Source organism: Bacteroides cellulolyticus (genome assembly GCF_025567135.1).
GTDB lineage: Bacteria > Bacteroidota > Bacteroidia > Bacteroidales > Bacteroidaceae > Phocaeicola > Phocaeicola cellulolyticus.
Window position 1 is genome coordinate 67,261 of record NZ_JAOQJJ010000008.1, and the last position, 15,288, is coordinate 82,548.

The window sequence follows — 15,288 nt, forward strand, 5'->3', positions numbered from 1 at the left end:
TATGGGAATGTTTACAATGAGAAAACCGAGAGCGTATCACCATGAGTATATCTATGTGGATGAGCGTAAGGAAAAGCTGCAGAAGATAGAGGATACTGCAAAACGTGAGCTTGGCATGTTGCCTCCTAAGGAGTTTTCTCCTGAAGATATCAGAGGAAAATTTGTTGAAGGTACAAAATATCTAAAACGTCGTAAGGAGAGTGGCAGAAAACCGCTCAGTTATGCAACATTGTTTGTGGCAATTGTGTTATTGCTTTATATCCTGCATTATCTTGTAACAGGTAGCTTTACTTTTTGATTAAATAAAGGAGAAACATAATTTATGAGCGATATAATCCGTTTGTTGCCCGACTCTGTAGCCAATCAGATTGCAGCGGGTGAAGTTATCCAGAGGCCGGCTTCGGTGATAAAGGAACTGGTTGAGAATGCCATTGATGCCGGAGCAGGACATATTGATGTATCTGTGACAGATGCCGGAAAGACATGCATCCAGGTGATAGACAATGGTAAAGGAATGTCGGAAACAGACGCGCGTCTGGCCTTCGAACGCCATGCCACTTCAAAGATACGCGAGGCTTCGGATTTGTTTGCTCTACGGACTATGGGCTTCCGCGGAGAGGCGCTGGCATCTATTGCTGCAGTAGCCGAAGTAGAGTTGCGTACAAGGCAGCACGGTGAGGAGCTGGGTACGTCTATTTTGATTTCCGGCTCCAAAGTGGAAAAGCAAGAACCGGTGGCATGCCCTGAAGGAAGTAATTTCATAGTGCGAAATTTGTTTTTTAATGTTCCTGCAAGAAGAAAATTCCTCAAATCAAATCAGACTGAACTGAGTAACATAATATCGGAATTCGAAAGAATAGCTCTCGTAAATCCGGAAGTATCGTTCACATTCCATCATAATGGAACGGAAATTCTGAACCTGCCTGCCATACAGCTTAGACAGCGCATAATGGGAGTGTTCGGCAAGAAATTGAACCAGGATCTGTTGTCGCTGGATATCGACACTACTATGGTAAACATTCACGGTTTTATAGGTAAGCCCGAAACGGCCAGAAAGAAAGGTGCACGTCAGTTCTTCTTTGTGAATGGCAGATATATGCGTCATCCTTATTTCCATAAGGCTGTGGCAGATGCATACGAGCATCTTATTCCGGTAGGTGAACAAGTGTCTTATTTTATATATTTTGATGTGGATCCTGCCAATATAGATGTCAATATTCATCCTACCAAGACCGAAATAAAGTTTGAGAATGAACAAGCCATCTGGCAGATATTATCTGCGGCTGTAAAGGAAACATTAGGCAGATTTAATGCCGTACCTTCGATAGATTTTGATACCGAGGGTATGCCCGATATTCCAGCCATTGATATGGCCGGTTCAATAGGGAGTGAACTTCCACCTACTTCGTATGATCCTTCATATAATCCGTTCAACCAATCGTCTTCTATTGTTCCTCCGTCGTCTTATTCTTCGGCAAGCAAGAAAAGGACAGAATGGGAGCCATTCTACCAAGGATTGGAGAGAAAGACACGTACAGTGGAGGAAGATGTGAGTCCTTTCTCGGAAGAAAACGTTTTCTCGGGAAAATTTCATGAGGATGCAGAAGAGGCTACCATATATGATGAGCATCCGGATGCTGTCATTACGGAAAAAGCTGCGCAGCATTATCAGTACAAAGGAACATATATTCTTACTTCGGTGAAATCCGGACTTATGATTATCGACCAGCATAGGGCACACGTAAGGATATTGTATGACAAGTATATGGATCAGATACAGAAACACGTAGGATTGTCACAACGTATGCTGTTTCCCGACATGATTCATTTTTCACCTTCCGAAGTTCCTGTACTGGAAGAAATTATGGATGATTTGACATCATTGGGATTTGAACTCAGTCCGCTTGGTGGAGGAACATATTCCATTAATGGTGTACCAGCCGATATTGAGGGACTCAATCCTGAACAGCTGATAACTAATATTGTTCATTCGGCAATAGAGAAAGGCTGTAAGGTGAAAGAAGAGGTGCAAAGCATGATTGCACTTTCAATGGCACGTGCTTCTGCCATTGTTGCTGGTCAGGTGCTTTCCAACGATGAAATGAATGCTTTGGTTGACGGGCTGTTCTCTGCTCCGGCACCAAATTATACACCAGACGGAAAGACTGTTCTTGCACTTATGAATGATGATGATATAGAGAAACTTTTCCGTTGAAAGCATATATCCTGCTGCTGACAGCTGTGAGCAGAGCTTCTGACGATTGTCGGTAGTATTGCCGACCTTGGTCAGCACCACTGCCGACAATTGTCGGACCAGAATATATCAAGGAGTTTCGATGTTTATTAAATGCTTTTAAAATATAAATATGAGATTAATTCTATTGTTTTCCATACTTTTAAGCCTTTCGGCTAATGCACAAAATATAAACTCAGTATTCGTTTCAATGCCTGATTCACTTTCTCCGCTGCTGACTAAGGTAAACCGTCAGGACTTTGCCGATTTCCTGTCATCGGGAATGAAGGCTGTAGTAAAGAACAGATTCGGAGGTCAATCGGAAATGCTTAAGCTTACGGACGATTATCTGAAGCTTAAAACCACAGAGGCATCATCAGAGGAAATGAAACTGTTGCCATTGAACGATTCGGTAAATGTGGTTTGTGTGGTAAAAACATACAACGGACCAGCAGAAGACAGCCAGGTATATTTCTATTCTATCGACTGGAAAGAATTGCCGTTGCGTAACTTTATCTCTCTTCCGGGACATGGAGATTTCTATAAATCTTCTAATGACAGTGTAAACACAGTTTCAAGAGAAGATTTCGCCAATGAAATGTATATAATGAAAGCTGAATTGTCAGACAAGGACAATAGTATTGTATTCAAGTGTAATACTCTTGAAGCTATGGGCAAGGAAAGTGCAGATATCATGAAGCCATATACAGTGGATTCATTAAAATTCAATTGGAATGCCGGAAAGTATGTAAAGGAATAGTAACATCTATATTTGCTCAAAATATGTTACTCAACATATAATACTTGTTTTTACGTATATAGTGTATGAAAATACGTAAAAAATGCTTAATCTGGCTTGCCTCGCTCCACAAAAAAACTTATCTTTACAAGGATTTTTTGAAAACCTTTTTAGTTTTGAGTTGTTAGGTATAAGGGATAATATGTATAAAACGTGTATTTCTTATACTCATATATAAAAATATTAACTGTAAAATGCTTATTAAAATTCTTAGAACATTATCGGTCGCAGCTTTTGCTTTGGTGTCTGTAAATACTTCGGCACAGGACTTGTTGGCCAAGCAGGCACCCATAGATAGGAAGCTAAAGTCTGTTGACTCACTAGCTTTGGTACGTCAGATTGAAACAGAACAAGCCTTCTACCCGGCTTATTCGCTTTATCCGGAATGGAGCAATGAAAGGGTTCATGCCTACGGAAAAAAAGTGACTGTACCGGATACTTTCAGAATAGATTTAACAGGCTTCTGTATGCCTACACCACATACGAAGATTACATCGAAGTGTGGTCCCAGATGGAGACGTATGCACAACGGACTTGACATAAAGGTATATATCGGCGATACAATACGTGCGGCGTTCAGCGGTAGAGTAAGAATCGTGAGATACGAACGTTCTGGTTACGGTAAGTATGTTGTAATTCGTCATGATAACGGACTTGAAACAATCTATGGTCACCTTTCGAAGCAGCTAGTCAAGGAAGACCAGTTCGTAAAGGCTGGCGAGGTAATAGGTCTGGGGGGAAATACAGGACGTTCAACAGGTTCGCATCTTCATTTCGAAACAAGATTGCTAGGTCAGGTAATCAATCCTGAGTTCCTTTTCGATTTTCCAAAACAGGATATTGTGGCAGACAGCTATCTCTTCATAAAGGGAGCCAATATGTATAATTATCAGCGTACAAGAGCGTTGGCTGCACTAAAGAACGGTGACATGAAGAAGGTTGCAGCAGCCGCTAACTCCATACGTTATCATAAAATTAAAAGTGGTGACACTTTGGGCTCAATATCAAGAAAATATCATATTTCAATTGACAAGCTGTGTAGCATGAACGGTATAAAACGTAATACAGTTCTCAGAATCGGACAGGTGTTGCGTTGTTCATAATTCTGTATAATACTTTAATATAGAATCTTATTTGACGTTTATATGATTAAAAAAGGTGGAATGCAAAAGCATTTCCACCTTTTTTATTATGTGTTTATACGAAAAATAAGTAACTTTGCCACATATTCAATTGGTTTATGAAAGATACTAAACAACAGTTTGAACACGTTATAGAAATATGTCGTAGCCTTTACGAAAAGAAATTGCATGATTATGGCGCAGCGTGGCGCATCATGCGTCCGTCTTCGGTAACAGACCAGATATTCATAAAGGCTAACCGCATCCGCAGTATAGAAGTGAAGGGTGTTGCCCTTATCGACGAAGGTATCCGTTCGGAATTCATAGCAATAGTAAATTATGGTATAATAGGACTTATCCAGTTGGAACTGGGTTTTGCCGAGACTAACGATATGAGCATAGAGCGTGCGCTTGAGATGTATGACAAATACGCAAAGAAGGCATTGGAGCTTATGTTGGCAAAAAACCATGATTACGATGAGGCTTGGCGCAGTATGCGTATATCGTCATATACGGATTTGATTCTTATGAAGATATACAGAACCAAGCAGATAGAAGAACTTGGTGGTGAGACATTGGTTTCGGAAGGAGTGGATGCCAACTACATGGATATGATTAACTATTCGGTGTTCGGATTAATAAAACTTGAGTTTGGAGAATAAGTATATACATAGGGCTGTTTATGTAGGCGTAAATATATGTCGCTTCCTCTTGGCTATAGTATTCCTGTTTTCGGGATTCATTAAAGCCAATGATCCGATGGGAACAGTCTATAAAGTAGAGGACTATTTTGAAGCTTTCGGGCTGGCCGGATGGATTTCCGGTTTTGTACCTTATCTTATAGCCTGGATAATGGCTATAGTGGAATTTACTTTAGGTTCTTACCTCCTGTTTGGAATACGACGTAAATTGGCTTCAATATCCTGCCTGCTTTTTATGCTTGTAATGACTCCTCTTACGTTGTGGCTTGCTGTTTCCAATCCTATTTCCGATTGCGGATGTTTCGGTGATGCCGTTCATTTGTCAAATTGGGATACTTTCTGGAAGAATGTAGTCCTTCTTTTGGCGTCAGTATTTGTCTTTGTGCGTAACAGGAGTGTATTCAAGTTAGTGACTGATAAGGTGGATTGGCTGGTAGCAATGTACAGTACTGTCTTTATATTTCTGTTCACATATTTCACCCTTAATCATTTACCGGTATTTGACTTTCGTCCGTATCATATAGGGGCTGACATCAAGGCTGGAATGGAGATACCTGAGGGGGTGAAACTTCCTGTTTATGAAACCATATTTACATACCAGAAAGATGGTGTGAAGAAGGATTTTACTATAGATAATTTCCCGACCGATACCACATGGACATTTGTAGAGTCGCAGACTGTACTGAAAGAAAAGGGCTATGAACCGCCAATCAAGGATTTTGTTGTGATATCGAATGACGATGGCGCTGATATAACTGAAGAAATTCTGAATAGTAACTATGTCTTTCTTCTGGTTTCGCCATGGCTTGAAAAGGCTGATGACAGTTCAATGGATCTGATAAACGAAGTGTATGATTATTCGTTGGATCATGGCTATAAGTTCTATTGTGTAACAGCATCATCGGATGAAGCTATATCAAGATGGCAGGATTATACTGGAGCGGAATATCCGTTTGCCACAATGGACGAGATAACGCTGAAAACCATTATTCGTTCCAATCCGGGTATGATATTGTTGAAAGACGGTGTGGTGATAAGAAAATGGAGTAATTTCTCTTTGCCTGACGAATATCAGCTGTCTGGCCCTTTGGAGGAACTTCCTATAGGACAACTTGACGATAATACATTCTGGACAAAGGTTACAGAAATGTTGGTTTGGTTCTTCGGACCGTTGATACTGTTCATAATCATAGATTTGATATGGTTGAACATACACAGAAAGAAAAAGTTTATTCCTGCTCCAAATAAAGGAGTAAATGAAAAGAAAGATTGATTATAACCTTTTATATTTAACTATTTAATTATTTCAACAAGATGAGAAAAAACATTGTAGCAGGTAACTGGAAAATGAACAAGAACCTGCAAGAAGGTATTGCTTTGGCAAAAGAATTGAATGAAGTTTTGACTGCTGACAAGCCAAACTGCGACGTGATAATCTGTACTCCGTTCATCCACTTGGCTTCTGTAACTCCTATCGTTGACAGCTCAATCATCGGTGTAGGTGCAGAAAACTGTGCAGACAAAGTTTCTGGTGCATATACAGGTGAAGTTTCTGCAGAAATGGTAGCTTCTACAGGTGCTCAGTACGTAATCCTTGGTCACTCTGAACGTCGTGCTTACTATCACGAAACAGTAGAAATCCTTGAAGAAAAAGTTAAACTTGCTTTGGCTAACAACTTGAAGCCAATCTTCTGTATCGGTGAAGTTCTTGAAGAACGCGAAGCTAACAAGCAGAATGAAGTAGTTGAAGCTCAGCTTGCTTCTGTATTCTCTTTGTCAGCTGAAGATTTCGGTAAAGTAATCTTGGCTTACGAACCAGTTTGGGCTATCGGTACAGGTAAGACTGCTACTCCAGAACAGGCTCAGGAAATCCATGCTCACATCCGTTCATTGGTTGCTGCTAAATACGGTAAGGAAGTTGCTGAAAACACTTCTATCCTTTACGGTGGTAGCTGCAAGCCTTCTAACGCTAAGGAATTGTTCGCTAATCCTGATGTTGACGGTGGTCTTATCGGTGGAGCTGCTTTGAAAGCTGCTGACTTCAAGGGTATCATCGACGCATTCAAATAATTTATTGCAGACACAGGTCTGTAGTTTAAATAATATGGCAGTATTCCGGAAGTTATGTCCGGAATACTGTCTTTAAAAATTCAATCAACCGGTATGATGAAATATTTTTTATCTTTAGTCTTTACTGTCTCATCGGGAATTGCCGTGGCACAGAGTAATATAGTGGAAAGTTTGCAGACAAACGTTCCCGGTCAAGGTAAGGTGACTGTACATCAGGATGCCCAGATAACCGATATGATAGGCAAACGTTTTGTCAGGACTGGCTCTTCTGAAGCGCAGAGAGTTATAAAAACACGCGGATATCGTGTACAGGTCTATGCTGGCAATAATTCCCGTCAGGCCAGAGATGAGGCTAACATTGTGGCAGAGAAGGTTAAGGAAAAGTTTCCAGATATGCCGGTATATACATTTTTCCAACCGCCTCGCTGGTTATGCAGAGTGGGCGACTATAAAAGTATAGAAGAGGCCCATGTAGCAATGAGACAGCTGAAAGCTGAAGGAAGTTTTAAGGAAGTGGCAATAGTGCGTGAACAGATAAATATTCCTATAGAATAATATATACAGATGATGATGACAACCGATATGATAAACTGGCCTGAAGAGAAGGTTCAGAAATTGATGGGGCATTACAGGGAGATATTGTCATTGCTTGGAGAAGATCCTGAGCGTGAAGGACTTCTGAAAACGCCGGAGCGTGTTGCAAAAGCAATGCTGACTCTTACAAGAGGATATGAAATGGATCCGAAAGCAGTGCTTAATGCTGCAAAATTCCAGGAAGAATACAGTCAGATGGTCATCGTGAAGGACATAGATTTCTTCTCTTTATGCGAACATCACATGCTTCCTTTCTATGGTAAGGCTCATGTAGCTTATATCCCTAACGGATACATAACAGGGTTAAGCAAGATAGCACGAGTGGTGGATATATTCTCGCATCGTTTGCAGGTGCAGGAACGAATGACTCTGCAGATTAAGGAGTGTATTCAGGAAACATTGAATCCGCTTGGAGTGATGGTTGTTGTAGAAGCCAAACACATGTGTATGCAGATGCGTGGTGTAGAGAAGCAGAATTCAATAACCACAACATCCGATTTTACAGGAGCTTTTAATCAGGCAAAGACTCGTGAGGAGTTCATGAATCTTATCAGAAACAACCATTAATAGAGGCTGGTAGTACGATCGCCTGCATCTTTCAGAATCATGTTCTGTGTTTCTGTCAAATCTTTGAAATGGGCCATTATCTCTGCGCATTTCTCCGGATTGGAAGCTACAGCAGGATCGTTCAGTGCTTGAAGGGTATGTTTCATCTCTTCCTTTAAAATAGAAATCTTAAAATCCAGCAGCAGGCGGGGAACTAGTTCGTAGAGACGTTCTTCGTCTGTTATTATTTTCTGGCCTTTAGAATGATAATTGCTAAGCTGGTACCTGTCGCTCGACATGTCGGCAGCAACCTTGCTTATCTGCGGATCCGGATTTGACAGAAAATATCTCTCTGCCACAAAGTTTTCATTGTGTACGTTCTCTTCCGCTTCCTTAAGTATCTTTCTGTGTATAGGATTGTGGAACTGTATGTCGTCAACTTTCAGATTGTATGCAATATATTCAGTTACGGTGAATGGCTGTTCGTTGCCTTCTTCGTCTTCTACACAGCACACTACTTTCTCTCCATATCTGATAATCATTTTCACAAGACTTTCTTCCTGCTTGTAGAAAACCTTGTTCTCATTTCCCTGTGCAGGGATGTATGATGAATATGTGTCAACAGGTGATATCTCTTCCGGCATTAATTCTGGAGGGGGTATATTTCCTTCAGGTGGAAGAACGGGAGTTTCATTTCTATCAATAGTAGGATTGCTCACAGGTGGAACAATATCTGCAGTATTGTTACTCTTTGCATTACTGTCTGAAGCAATTTCCTCTTCCTGTTGTGGAGTTGAGATTGCCTGCTGCCTTCTGTTGTATTCCTCTCTCTGTCTTTTTCTTTCTTCTTCCTTTTCCTTACTTTCTGCTGCCTGTTCAATAAGTTTGGCTGTAGCTTCAACCAGGATTTTTTCATCCATTTTAAGCAGCTGGCTGCACTCTCTGATATATACAGAACGGACTATGCTGTCGGGAATGACCGATATACTTTTTACTATGCTTGAAATCAGTTCAGCCCTTTTGATAGGATCTTTGCCTGCCTCTTCCATAAGCAGGTTGGTTTTGAAGCGTATAAAGTCAACTTCATTGTTATTGATGTATGCCTGATATTCCGTAGCATTATGCTTTCTGGCGAAGCTGTCAGGGTCCTCACCGTCTGGAAGCAGACATACCTTTATATTCATACCTTCTTCCAAAAGCATGTCAATACCGCGGATACTGGCTTTTATACCTGCACCGTCGCCATCGTATAACACTGTGATGTTATTTGTAAATCTGTGTATCAGTCTTATCTGATCTGATGTAAGTGCTGTTCCTGATGATGCCACTACGTTCTCAATACCGCTTTGATGCATTGAGATAACGTCTGTGTAGCCTTCCACAAGGAAGCATCTGTCCTGGCGGATTATTGACTGTTTGGCAAAGTATATTCCGTACAGCTCCTTACTCTTATGATAGATTTCGGATTCAGGAGAGTTGACGTACTTCATCTGTACGTTTTTTGTTGCAGCGCTGAGTACACGTCCTCCGAATGCAACAACTTTTCCGGTGATGTTGTGAACCGGGAAAATCACACGTCCCCAGAAGCGGTCGCGTATGGTTTTTCCGTCGTCCTTCATGTAGCACAGTCCGGTTTTGAGCAACAGTTCTTGTTTGTAGCCTTTCTGTACAGCTGTTTTAGCTAATGCATCTTTTGACTCAGTACAATATCCAAGCTGGAATTTCTTTATAATATCGTCACGGAATCCTCTCTGGCGGAAATAAGTCATACCAATGCTTTGTCCGTCAATGTTGTTGTATAAAATGTCCTGGAAATATTCTGCTGCAAACTGGTTGACAAGGAAAAGACTTTCTCTCAGACTTTGAGACTGCTTTTCCTCCTTTGTAAGCTCTCTTTCCTTTATTTCGATATTATACTTCTTTGCGAGCCATTTCAGAGCCTCATAGTACGACAGTTGTTCGTGTTCCATTATGAAATGTACCGCGTTTCCACCTTTTCCGCAGCTGAAGCATTTGCATACTCCCTTACTTGGAGAAACGCTGAACGATGGAGTCTTTTCATTATGGAAAGGACACAAACCTACGTAGTTGACTCCACGCTTGCGCAGAGTAACAAAGTCGGAAACAACATCAACTATTTGTGCTGCATCAAGAATTCTGTCTATGGTGGCCTGATCTATCATACTGGCTGCAAAAGTACATAAAAAATTATGATTTATGGGTATAAAAATAGGGGAAACCACATACGCGGTTTCCCCTGATATAATTTTAAACCTGGATATTAATTATTTAATATTTGGGTTCAATGCGTTCCATTCTGATACTGGAGGAAGAACGCCCATAGCGATAACTTCGTCACGAAGAGCGCACAAGTGTTCGTAGCTCTTATCCAAAGCAGCCTGTTCTTCAGCTGTTCCGTTCAAAGCAGCGCAGTGGCAACCTTCAGTGTCGATAGAAGTTTCCCAAGCCATCATGATATGGTCATACTTATCGTTTGATACGTATGTACCAGCTGGCCAACGGAATGCTTTACCACCCATAGCAGCACCAATCATTTCGATAGAAACGTATGATGGGCTCTGGAATGAAGAACGTCCGCGGAGGTTGATGATGTTAGCACCACCCTTAGTTACTTTCTGCTGGATTTCAGCCCACTGTTCTTTAGTCAAAGCATCTGTACCGATGATGTCAGTCAAAGCTTTGCCGTTAACTTTAGCTGTAGAAGCGAATACAGCCATCTGTTCGCCATGACCACCATATGTACGGCAGTTTTCAACAGCGTCCATAGAAATACCGAAGTGTTTAGCTAATTCGCTGCGAAGACGAGTAGAGTCAAGAGCTGCAAGAGTTGTAACCTGACCTGGTTTCAAACCTGAATACAACAAAGTGATAAGACCAGTGATATCAGCTGGGTTGAAGATGATAACGATGTGTTTTACATCTGGGCAGTAAGTCTTAACGTTCTTACCGAATTCTTCAGCGATAGCTGCATTACCTTTAAGAAGGTCTTCACGAGTCATACCTGCTTTACGAGCAGCACCACCTGAGTTAACGATATATTTAGCACCTGTCAAAGCTTCTTTGATATCAGAAGTGAAAGTGATGTTTACACCTTCAAAGCCGCAGTGGAACAATTCTTCTGCTACACCTTCCAAACCTGGAGCGTATGGGTCGTACAAGCAGATGTTATTAGTCAAGCCCATCATGATTGCAGTCTGAGCCATGTTAGAACCGATCATACCGGCAGCACCTACGATAGTAAGTTTTTCGTTTGTTACAAATTCCATAATTCTAATTATTTATGTTATGTTATAAAAGTGTTTTTATTGTCTCTTTTTCTTTCTTGCGCTACAAAGTTAAGAAATTATCGAAGAAATAACAGATTTACCGATGGCAAATAAATAGTATTTTCTGTGCTTTTATACTTAATTACGGAAAAAAATCATTATTTCATTTTAGTTGTATTGAAATTGTAATGATGATGTTGCAATTATGGATATTGATAACTCGTGTGTATTTCGTTTCTTGAGGGGGTGTATATGATTTCCTGATGAATGTTCGAACTTATTATATAAAGAGAAAAGTTAGATTGATCAGAATAAAAATAAAAAAAGGCGTCATTCATCATCTTGAATGCCGCCGGCTTCCTGAAAGAACCCCCCAATTTAGGGTTCTTTGTTTCTTTGGTTTTTCTAGTCTTAATTGTTATCCTTTTTAATCTTTTCTTTTTACCTTAGCACTAAACCTATTGATCTTTTTACCTTTTATCCTTAAACTGAAAACCTTTTACCTTTTTACTAATACCTTTAACTTTAAACCTAATACCTAATCTTTACTTTAAACTAATAACCTTTATCTAATACCTTTTTATTTTTATACCTTAAGTAAGTCTAATACCTTTAATGTTTTGTGCTATTTATTAATTTAATCTCTAGTTTCACAACCACGATACAAAGGTATGGATATTTTTTTATTCTGCAATAAGTTGTGATTGTTTTTTATATTAATATATGTTTTTCTTGATTTATATCATGTTTTCGTGTATGTAGGCTCCGTGTCCGCGAACGGAAAAACACAATTAAGTATGTATTATGGTTAATCTTGTGTTTTAGTTGATAAAATCGCAATTAAAAAAACGGAGTTTGAAACGATAATGTTAATTTTAAGATTATATGCGGTGTTTGATATTTGTGTTGTATAACATATTATATACACTGTATGCCTTCAATTCTGAAAACGTAATAATTATGCGATGCAATGTGTATATATATGTTCTTTTATAAAGAAAACAAGGACTGGAGAACTTCCGTAATGGTTTCTCCAGTCCTTTGTATATGGTTTTTCTTATTGTTTAAGTAGTTTCTTAAGGTGTAATATCCTTTGATTGCTGCTTCCTCTGAATTCAAGGGTAGGGGAGTATAAGCTTTCTTCAAATCTCCCATCTACAAGTACATCTATATATTGCAGTAAATTCTTTCTTCTGTTATCGTTTATGAGTTCTTCCAGTGTATAACCGGTGTAGCACCATATATTCAATCCTGTTGATTTACGAACTTTTTCTAGAACATTACCGAATTCTTCAGGATTAAAGAAAGGATCTCCTCCTGTAAAAGTTACTCCGTCTAGTAGAGGATTACCGTTTATTTCCTTTATTATTCTTTCTAATGCTTCTTCGGTAAGTGGTTTCCCTGCTTTGGGATTCCACGATTCAGGATTATGGCATCCTTTGCAACGGTGACTGCATCCGGCCAGATAAATAGAATACCGGATGCCGTCTCCATCGACTATTGTTTCAGGATATGTATATAAATAATGTAGCATGTTTCAGTTTAGGCATGTTTTACCCTGTCGCGTTCTTCTGCACGTTTTGCCGAGTTCCAGCTGTTCAAATCACCTGTCAGGTAACCTGTGATACGGCGCATGCGGAGTATGTTTTCGCTGTTACATATCGGACATTTGCTGTAGATCACACCTCTGTATCCGCAGTTGTGGCATGTATCAACCGGATGGTTTATCGAACCGTATCCAATGCCCTCGTCGTTCATTACTTTCACTATTTTTGCTATGGCTTTTACGTTTTTCTGCGCCTCACCGTCCAGTTCTACGTATGTGATGTGTCCTCCAAGGGTAAGTGCATGGAAAGGAGCCTCGCATTTAATTTTGTCAACGATGTTGATAGGCTCTTTTACATCAACATGGAATGAATTGACGTAATAATCTCTGTCATTTACTCCTTCTATAATACCATATTTGCGCTTGTCCATCTTTGTGAATCTCCCAGACAGGCCTTCTGCAGGAGTGGCAAGGACAGAATAGTTAAGATGATATTTCTCTTTATATCTCTTGGCTACTTCGTTCATTTTCTCTACAGCTTCGTAAAGGGTATCCCATGATTTTTTGTTGTGTCCGTGTCCCTGGCCGTAGAGTGCAACCATTGCGTTGTGACCTCCGATGAAACCTATACCAAGTGTTCCCTGATTCAGTATGTCACCGACTTCTTCATTAGGGTTTACATCGCAGCCACCTTTCCAAACGTTGTTGCCCATCATGAACGGGAACTGTCTTGCCAAGGCTGTCTTCTGATACTGGTATCTTGAATAAAGCTGTTCGGCAATCATTTCTGCCATCTCTTCTACCGACTGAAGGAATACTTCTTTGGCTTTTTGTTCAATAGCCTCCTTGTTGTTTGAATCGATAATACTTTCTGCCTTAATTCTTGCTTCAATAGCCAGTCTTGGCATGTTCATCGTGGTGAATGACAGGTTTCCTCTTCCCAGTGATGTCTTTTCTCCATTAATGTTTTCGAATACTCTTGTGCGGCATCCCATTGTGGCAAGCTCGTATTTATATCTGTGTGGATCATCGGCTCTCCATAATTCATGTTTGTTGAATGGTGTATCAAGGAACATGAAGTTAGGGAATAAAGCCTTGGCTGTGGTACGGCATGCTTTTAGGAAAAGGTCGAAGTTTGGTGCCTTGAACTGTAGTTTTCCTTCCATTGCGGCATCGAAGTCGCTCATTGCAAGCTGATAATCCTCTTCCGAATATGATACTCCATCCTTTATCTTGAAAATTTGTATCGGGAATACAGGAACTTCACCGTGAGCTCCAAGACCCTCTATTGTAGATTTAAGCAACTCTTCTATAACCATTCTTCCTTCTGCCGACGTATCTGTACCATAGTTTATAGAACTGAAAACTACTTGGTTACCGCCTCTTGAGTGCATCGTGTTAAGGTTGTGGATAAAACCTTCCATCGCCTGGTGGGTATCTTTGCGAGTACGTTCGTTTGCCTTGTTTAATATATGTTCCAGGTCTCCCTTTTCTATGCTTGCACCTATGGATTTTAGCTCTTCTATAAGGTTGTTTTTATCATCTTCAGACGGGATTATTGTCATGAGATGCTTTTTTACGCAATCTTTCAGAGTCTCTTCTGTTATGTCAATGCCTTTCATTTCCATAAAGAAAGACATGATTGAAGCTACACTCTTCTGGTAGCTTTTCAGGACTCCTTTGGCCATAAAGAAATCGAATGCCGGTATTGCTTGTCCTCCGTGCTGTTCGTTCTGGTTAGTCTGGAAGATTATTGTAGCAAGAGTGGCATAACTCTGTATAGACTGTGGAGTACGTATACTTCCGTTCTTTGTGTGAAATCCTCTCTCGAACAAGTCTTCCAGGTCATACTGTATGCATGTGGTAGTCTTTGTCGGATAATAGTCCAGGTCGTGAATATGAATATCACCCAACTGGTGCGCCTCCGCATATTTTTTAGGCAGAAGGTACTTGTAAGTATAGTCTTTTGTAATTTCAGATGCAAAAGTCATCATCTGCCCGGCCGGAGTATGGCTTGACATGTTGGCGTTGCTAAGGTTGACATCATTCTTGTCGATAGCCACAATACCATCCATGATATGTTTGATTTTCGTCTTGCGGTCGCGTTCGGTGTTTCTCCACTGCCTGTAGATGATATATTTTTTCGCTACTTCCGGTCTTACTTTCATCAATTCCATTTCTACAAGGTCCTGTATTTCTTCCACACCTATGGTAGGTGTATTGAAATGGTTGATTACCCTCTGTGTTATTTCATCGATAAGGGTTTCGCAGTCTGTAAGATCTGATGCTACGAAAGCTTTTGTAATGGCGTTGTAGATTTTTGCAGATGAGAAGTTTTCCCGCTTCCCGTCTCTTTTGATGATGCAGATGTCTTTTGTTTCCATTTTTTTG

13 protein-coding genes are annotated in these 15,288 nt (G+C 40.3%); 9 read left to right on the top strand and 4 right to left on the bottom strand.

Annotated features, from left to right (window positions below; translation table 11 throughout):
• The first annotated feature begins 1 nt into the window (after window position 1).
• From OCV82_RS09290 to folE, 9 genes are all read left to right on the top strand, one after another.
• On the top strand, window positions 2–298 hold the full coding sequence (locus OCV82_RS09290; protein ID WP_154044170.1) for a hypothetical protein: 297 nt from the start codon (window positions 2–4) through the stop codon (window positions 296–298).
• A gap of 24 nt (window positions 299–322) precedes the next feature.
• Window positions 323–2,215 carry a DNA mismatch repair endonuclease MutL gene (gene mutL / locus OCV82_RS09295; RefSeq protein ID WP_154044171.1) on the top strand — a complete coding sequence of 631 codons (1,893 nt, stop codon included), beginning with the start codon at window positions 323–325 and terminating at the stop codon, window positions 2,213–2,215.
• A 151-nt stretch (window positions 2,216–2,366) separates the two neighbouring features.
• Complete coding sequence (locus OCV82_RS09300; RefSeq protein WP_154044172.1) at window positions 2,367–2,993, top strand: DUF3256 family protein; 627 nt, start codon at window positions 2,367–2,369, stop codon at window positions 2,991–2,993.
• A gap of 233 nt (window positions 2,994–3,226) precedes the next feature.
• Window positions 3,227–4,135, top strand: coding sequence for a peptidoglycan DD-metalloendopeptidase family protein (locus OCV82_RS09305; RefSeq protein WP_154044173.1), 909 nt, complete (start codon window positions 3,227–3,229; stop codon window positions 4,133–4,135).
• Between the two features lie 137 nt (window positions 4,136–4,272).
• Entirely contained in the window at window positions 4,273–4,815 is a 543-nt protein-coding gene (locus OCV82_RS09310; RefSeq protein WP_154044174.1) for a DUF1599 domain-containing protein, read from the top strand.
• Entirely contained in the window at window positions 4,805–6,127 is a 1,323-nt protein-coding gene (locus OCV82_RS09315; protein ID WP_154044175.1) for a BT_3928 family protein, read from the top strand. The genes OCV82_RS09310 and OCV82_RS09315 overlap by 11 nt, the downstream gene beginning before the upstream one ends.
• Before the next feature lie 41 nt (window positions 6,128–6,168).
• Window positions 6,169–6,924 (top strand): triose-phosphate isomerase, encoded by a 756-nt coding sequence (gene tpiA, locus OCV82_RS09320; protein ID WP_154044176.1) that lies wholly within the window; start codon window positions 6,169–6,171, stop codon window positions 6,922–6,924.
• 93 nt (window positions 6,925–7,017) lie between these two features.
• Window positions 7,018–7,479: an SPOR domain-containing protein gene (locus tag OCV82_RS09325; RefSeq protein WP_154044177.1), complete on the top strand. Its 462-nt coding sequence runs from the start codon at window positions 7,018–7,020 to the stop codon at window positions 7,477–7,479.
• Between the two features lie 27 nt (window positions 7,480–7,506).
• Complete coding sequence (gene folE, locus OCV82_RS09330) at window positions 7,507–8,085, top strand: GTP cyclohydrolase I FolE (protein WP_154044199.1); 579 nt, start codon at window positions 7,507–7,509, stop codon at window positions 8,083–8,085.
• Here folE and dnaG read toward each other — a convergent pair.
• The 4 genes from dnaG to OCV82_RS09350 all read right to left on the bottom strand — a co-directional run bounded on the left by dnaG (window position 8,082) and on the right by OCV82_RS09350 (window position 15,281).
• Window positions 8,082–10,247: a DNA primase gene (gene dnaG / locus OCV82_RS09335; protein WP_154044178.1), complete on the bottom strand. Its 2,166-nt coding sequence runs from the start codon at window positions 10,245–10,247 to the stop codon at window positions 8,082–8,084. The genes folE and dnaG overlap by 4 nt on opposite strands.
• A 102-nt stretch (window positions 10,248–10,349) precedes the next feature.
• Window positions 10,350–11,351, bottom strand: coding sequence for a malate dehydrogenase (locus OCV82_RS09340; protein WP_154044179.1), 1,002 nt, complete (start codon window positions 11,349–11,351; stop codon window positions 10,350–10,352).
• Between the two features lie 1,057 nt (window positions 11,352–12,408).
• The gene (gene nrdG / locus OCV82_RS09345) at window positions 12,409–12,885 is read right to left on the bottom strand and encodes an anaerobic ribonucleoside-triphosphate reductase activating protein (protein WP_154044180.1); all 477 of its coding nucleotides are present in this window, start codon (window positions 12,883–12,885) and stop codon (window positions 12,409–12,411) included.
• 8 nt (window positions 12,886–12,893) lie between these two features.
• Window positions 12,894–15,281: an anaerobic ribonucleoside triphosphate reductase gene (locus OCV82_RS09350; RefSeq protein WP_154044181.1), complete on the bottom strand. Its 2,388-nt coding sequence runs from the start codon at window positions 15,279–15,281 to the stop codon at window positions 12,894–12,896.
• Window positions 15,282–15,288 lie beyond the last annotated feature (7 nt).